At 36.6% G+C, this 6,561-nt stretch carries 4 protein-coding genes; all 4 read left to right on the top strand.

What is annotated here, in order from left to right; genetic code table 11:
* The coding region (locus F3G70_RS09430; RefSeq protein ID WP_223166063.1) for a zinc ribbon domain-containing protein at positions 1–275 on the top strand (275 nt) is incomplete at its 5' end.
* A gap of 151 nt (positions 276–426) precedes the next feature.
* Positions 427–708: an Ig-like domain repeat protein gene (locus tag F3G70_RS09425; protein WP_149732454.1), complete on the top strand. Its 282-nt coding sequence runs from the start codon at positions 427–429 to the stop codon at positions 706–708.
* Between the two features lie 137 nt (positions 709–845).
* Entirely contained in the window at positions 846–4,508 is a 3,663-nt protein-coding gene (locus F3G70_RS09420) for a right-handed parallel beta-helix repeat-containing protein (protein ID WP_149732453.1), read from the top strand.
* Positions 4,509–5,250: 742 nt separating this feature from the next.
* Positions 5,251–6,399 (top strand): hypothetical protein, encoded by a 1,149-nt coding sequence (locus F3G70_RS09415; RefSeq protein WP_149732452.1) that lies wholly within the window; start codon positions 5,251–5,253, stop codon positions 6,397–6,399.
* Positions 6,400–6,561: the final 162 nt, after the last annotated feature.

The raw sequence follows: 6,561 nt of genomic DNA, 5'->3' as shown, positions 1-6,561 counted from the left end.
GAGAGCAAAACATGATATTTCCTCTATCGAGATTCATACAAAGACTTAAAGATAAATTCCAACTCTACAAACCCGAAGCAGACGGTGTACAATTCACAAACGCAAAAAATACAAGCAAAACATGCCACCACTGCCAACACATCAATGAAGATTTGGATGTAAAAGAACGGGAATGGATGTGTCCGAAATGTGGAAAAATACTTGATAGGGATGTAAATGCCGCAATTAATATACTGAACCGTTGGTGCGACGGGGATAGCCTAGTTCAGACTTAATAGACTATTAAGCAAAAAAAATCTAGGAATCCCCGACCTCTAAAAGGTCGGGGAGGTTCAAGAGCGCGTTACTGATGAGTCAGGCATTGCCAAGCTGAACATTAACCTGCAGCCCGGAGACTATGTCATTACTGCTGAGTATGGGGGATGCATGGTTTCAAACTACATTATCGTTCTTCCAGTTCTCTCTGCCGATGATTTGATTAAAAAACAGGGCACTCCGAATCAGTTCGTTGCAGCGCTTGTTAACGGCACGGGAGCTCCTTATCCCAGTCAAAGCGTGACATTCAACATCAACGGTGTCTTATACAATAGGGTAACTGACGGTTCCGGGCTGGCTAAACTGAACATTAACCTTATGCCTGGCGAGTACATCATTACCTCAAGCTACAACGGAACAAACATCGCAAACAAGGTTACCGTTACAAGTTAGGGAATTAGATTTCCTTAACTTTTTTTTTTGAAAAACGCCTTATTTTTCATTAAAATTCACTATTTATATAAATGTCTTTTGATAAAATTCTAAACATATTTTAATTTTTTTATTTAATGGATTAGAATGGGATAATTATGAAAGGAAAGTTTTTGATTTTTATCTGTTTGATTTTGTTTGTCATCTCAATGGCCTGCGTTTCAGCGGCGGATGATGCAAATCAAACATTAGGTGAAGATGCCGGCGACATGATTAGCGTTTCACTGGAAGATAATGAAATTATAGGCGATGATGTGGGCTGTCTTTCGGAACTGCAACTGATAATTGATAAGGCTTCAGAAGGCTCAACAGTTAATTTAAATAAAAACTATGATTGTTCCGATTATTATGCGCAAATCGATAAAAGAATTACAATAAACGGTAATGGACACACAATCGATGGTGGATTTGACATTCGCTCTTCAGGTGTGGTGTTAAGCAACATTAATTTTTCGATGTTTTCTTCAACTTCAATATTTGCCGTTCAATGTGAGGGGGATAACGGAGCCATACTCAATTGTAATTTTATTAATTGTGGCAGCGGTGCTGTTTCTTTAACCGGAAACAATTATATTATAAGGAATTCCAATTTTATGAATAATAACGGTTTTGATGGAGGTGCTGTTTTATGTGATGGCGATTTGACTGTCAGCGGATGCAGCTTTACGGATAACGGTGCAGACGAGGGCGGTGCCATCAAGTGTATTGGTGAATTGACTCTGGACGGCTGCGATTTTAAAAATAATCATGCAGGCGATGGCGATTCAATATTTGTTGAAGGCAATCTGACTGCCGGCAACTGCAGCTTTGTGAATGAATATAACATTGAGTTTAGCAAGGCCACCATTTACGTAAAGGGAAAATCAACGATTGACGGCTGCAGCTTTGTGAATAATACGAACTATTACGGTAACGGAGGAGCCATTTGCGTTGATGGTGAATTGACCGTTGACGGCTGCAGCTTTACGGATAACGGGGAATGTGATTATGGCGGTGCCATTTATGTTAAAGGCATTCTGGATGTCCGCCGAAGCAGCTTTTCAAACAATAATGTGATTGGCGGTGGAGGAGCCATTTGCGTTGATGGTGAATTGACCGTTGACGGCTGCACTTTTGCCAATAATTCCGCTTCCTATGGGGGCGCCATATATTCCAAAAACACGAATGTGAAGATTTCCAATACCAAATTCATCAACAATACTCCTAATGACTTTAACCCTGCGAAGATTCATGTCGAAAACATTACAAGATCTTCCAGCATTGTTATAAATGGAGACGTATTTTTCGTTTCCGATGCCGTTGTAATCAACATAAGCGTTAATAAAGGCGCCACCGGTGACGTTATTGTCAATATCGCAGGCGATGAAGAAAAATTAACTTTAACCGACAGCACGGCATCTTTTGTAAAATCCGATTTGGCTGCTGGAAGTTATGATGTGCAGGTCAGGTATTTGGGTGACGACTCATTTTCCCCTAACGAAAAAACATCCACAGTAAAAGTAGTAGAAGCGTCATTTAAAGATTTGCAGGACATAATAGACAAATCCCATGATGGCGATGTAATTGAACTGGATAAAAATTATACTTATGTTGGATATAGGGATAATTCTGCCGTTCAAATCAGAAAAAGTATCCGAATTGAGGGCAATGGATATGTACTGGACGGAAACGGTGAGAATCTGATATTTGATATTGAGGATTGCAATGTGACTTTAAACAATATTTCTTTTGAAAGGGGGTCAATTACTAATGTTTTTGCAGATGGCATTGGCGGAGCCATTTATTCTAAAAATAGCATTTTAACTGTCGGCAATTGTCGTTTTGAGCACAACCATGCCGTTGAAAGCGGTGCCATCTATTGTGAAAACGGTATTTTAAACATTTACGATTCCAGTTTTGTAAAAAATTCCTATTATGCGATTTATTCCGGGGCCAATCTGACCGTCAGCAACACCGACTTCACGGAAAATGATTATGCGGCTATTTATTGCAAGGGCACTTCATCACTCAGTGGCTGCGGATTCAGCGATAATGAGGGGTTAGATGGCATTGTTTTTAATGAAGGCATAATGACTCTTGAGGATTGCAGTTTCACTCACAATACGGGCTCGGATAGTGTTATTTATAATAAAGGCAAAATGATTCTTGAAAACTGCAGTTTCACTCACAACCAGGCATTTTTAGGTATTGTATATTCATTAACTGATTTGACAGCAAAGGATTGCAGCTTTACTGATGGCCTTTCATATCAGGCAGCAATTTCCGCTCAGGGCAACGTCCAAATCAGCAATTCTAATTTCACTAATAATAGGGCAAATGATTTGGCAGGAGCCGTTTACTGTTCAGGCAACGTGACTATAAGTGATTGCAGCTTTGTGAATAACCGTGCAGCGCTTTATGGTGGTGCTATCTGTGGCGGAGGTAATTTAACCGTTCGAAATTGCGAGTTTGTAGGCAATGCCGGTTATGAAAGCGGAGGTGCAGTTTACGCTTGGGGCAATTCGACTTTCATTGCCTGCCGCTTCGAGGATAATGAGGGGTCTCATGGCAGTGCCATTTACTTATCCCGAGTTTCAAATAAGGTAATCGATTCGGTCTTTGTGGGATACGGCACTGTCAATAAGACATATCATGATGTATCCAAAAGCATTTTAAATGATAAAAATTTCATCTGTGCGGAATCGGATTATGAACTTTCAAATTGCGATTTGATTGAAAGCACCAAATATGGCAAATACTTTATTCAAGCCAATAATTTAAGCAAGTATTATGGCAGCCCTGATAGGTTTTACGTATCCGTTCTCATTGAAAGTCCCGATGGGGGAGTCCTTCCTGCCGAGGGTGTGGATGTAACTATCCATCTCAATGGCGTTACTTACATCAGAACTACGAATGAAATCGGTGAAGCGTCAATGGCCATTAACCTCAACAGCGGCCTATATGATGTTACAAGCGAAATTGAAGGAAATAAGGTCCAATCAAAAATCCTGGTTAAACCTACAGTTTCCGGAAATAATGTCACTAAGATTTTTAGAAACGCAACGCAGTACTATGCTACTTTTCTGGATACTATGGGTAACTTGATGGGAGATACCAATGTTGAATTCAATATCAATGGTGTATTCTATACAAGAACCACCAATGAGGAGGGCGTTGCCCGCATGAACATTAACTTAAATCCCGGTGTGTATGTAATCACCGCCAAAAATCCTGAAACGGGCGAACAGCATACGAATGTCATCACTGTGCTTCCTTCAATCGTTGAAAACCATGATTTGACCAAGTATTACAGGAACGCTTCACAGTATTCTCTCAGATTACTGGACGATAAGGGCAATCCTGTCAAGGCAGGTGTTGAAATTACTTTAAACATTAACGGAGTGTTCTACAAGAGAATTTCAAACGATGACGGCTACGTTAAAATGAACATCAACCTGGAACCGGGTGAATATATTATAACGGCTGATTACAACGGCCTTATGGCATCAAATACCATTAAGGTGCTCTCCGTTATTGAAACCCATGATTTGTCAATGAAATACAAGGACGGATCCAAGTTCGAGGCCAGGATTCTGGACGGTCAGGGAAATCCTTATGCAGGCCAAACGGTAACATTCAACATTAACGGAGTGTTTTATGAAAGGATAACTGATGAGGAAGGTATTGCCCGATTAGCCATTAATTTGATGGCCGGAGAATACATCATAACGTCAAGTTACAACGGCTTGAACGCTGCAAATACTGTTACCGTTTCAAGTTAAAGATTAATTTCTTTAACTTTTTTACTTTTTTTCATGTAGATAACACCAATCTTATTATTGTTTCCATTAATTAACATTAATTATTTTGGCTTTTCATTTGGATTAAACGATATAATTTCATATTAAGTATGCTTTTAATGATGGCTGTTTTCAATTATTCATGCAGTAATTTTTCTTCTGAAAAGGGACATTTCATGGGATGATGATTCCTTAAAAAACTGGCTTGAATTTCACAAAAAAAGAGTAAGTTTAATGGAAACTTAGCATATGTTTCGAAGAAACATACACTAAGATGATTTTTTCAAAAGTAACACGGGAGATGTTACTCAAGAAATAATTTTGTAATAATGAATATTTAATATTTTTCTAATTTTTGAACGCCTAAATTTTCAAAAAAATCATGCAGAATTGATATTCTGGAAATCTTTGAATCTTTTATTGTCGTCATTGTCCCGTTAATCATTTTGGCCGGGGATTTAATGCAATATTGATTAATGCCTTTTCATTCTTTTTTTGTTGTAATTTATTTGTATTTGAACCGATTCTAGGTGTTTTTTAGATTTTTGAAAATTACCTTCTTTTTGAAAATTACTCGCTTTTTGAATATTACTTCCTTTTTAAAAAACTATAAAGTCGTACAATTTTACTCTATCGCATCAATATTGCTTTAAAAAATTAGTTAAGCTTTTATATGTCTTGTTTTAAATAATTACATGATTATTATGAAAAAAGATGTGATATCATGACTTGTGAAATATTAGTTATGAATGGAAATTCCGTTTCAATCGGAGTCGACAGCGCCATAACTGTTGGCGGAAAGAAAACTGCAGACGGATTTAGGAAATTATTCAAGCTTGATGATGAATTGCCGATGGGGCTGATGATTTACGGATCTGCTAATTTTGAAAAGATATCAATGGAAAATCTGATAGCGGATTTCTGTAAAGACACTGATTTTAGCAAAATCAATACTGTAATGGACGTTAAAGATACATTCATTGATTTTTTAGCTAATAACACTCCGCATCATGACTTTAAAAGGGATATTGAAATTCTATTTCCTAAATTCAAAGAAGAAGTAATCAGATATTTCGCCAGATTAAGTAGGGAAGAAATTAACTTGGAAATAGAAAAGTATTCCAAATTGGAAGTTCCGGAATTTCTTCTACAATTGGCAGAATATGATCAGTTATTTAAAGATTTATGTGTTGAAATTGGATTTAATGGGTGGAAAGCTCTAAAAAATTATTTCTTCTATCAGCTCTATCCTTCAACGGGCATTGTAATTGTTGGTTTTAGTGATGGTGAAAACTATCCTTCATATGTTAACATTGAAATAATATTAAATAATGGATGTAACATTGAAATTCAAAGTGAAAAGTCGGAATTAAATTCCAGTGAGAATATGGTTGTTCCTTTTGCACAAACTGGTGTAATTTGGGGATTTTTGGATGGCATTCATCCAGAATTTTTTGATTTGATTAATCAGTATAACTCTCTTTTTTTTAGTGGGTTTTTAAATGATTTTATGTCATTTATTGATTTGAAAAGTAATATTGCTGATGTGCAAGTTAATAATGTTTCAAAACGTGTAAAGGAATTCAAATTATTTATCGATGATAAAAATCAAGAATACATGGATTTTCTTAATGATTATAGGAAATATCATTTAAATTATAAATTGGAAGCACTGGGATTACTTTCCAAAAAGGAATTGGCGGAAATGGTGGAGATACTCATTAAAGTAACTTCATTAAGATATCGGGCGTCAATGGATTTAAATATTGTTGGTGGTGAAGTGAATGTAGCAGTAATATCAAAATTTGATGGCTTTGTTTGGGTAAAAAAAGAAGAATACTATAGTCGAGATTTGAATTATGGGAAGTTATAAATACTTCACAATCAAATTAATTAATAAGAAAAGGTGATATTATGTTCAATTTTGGAAAACCTATTGTGCCTAGAGAACCTATTAGGATTGCTAAGGTTCCACAACCGTTGAGTTATGATGATATTGAACCTTTAGATGAGCGATCTATTAAGGAAAATTTAT

The sequence above is a fragment of the Methanobrevibacter millerae genome (assembly GCF_900103415.1).
In the GTDB taxonomy this organism is placed as follows: Archaea; Methanobacteriota; Methanobacteria; order Methanobacteriales; family Methanobacteriaceae; genus Methanocatella; species Methanocatella millerae.
Note: the sequence above shows the minus strand (reverse complement) of the source record. Positions and strands in the feature narration are given on the sequence as shown.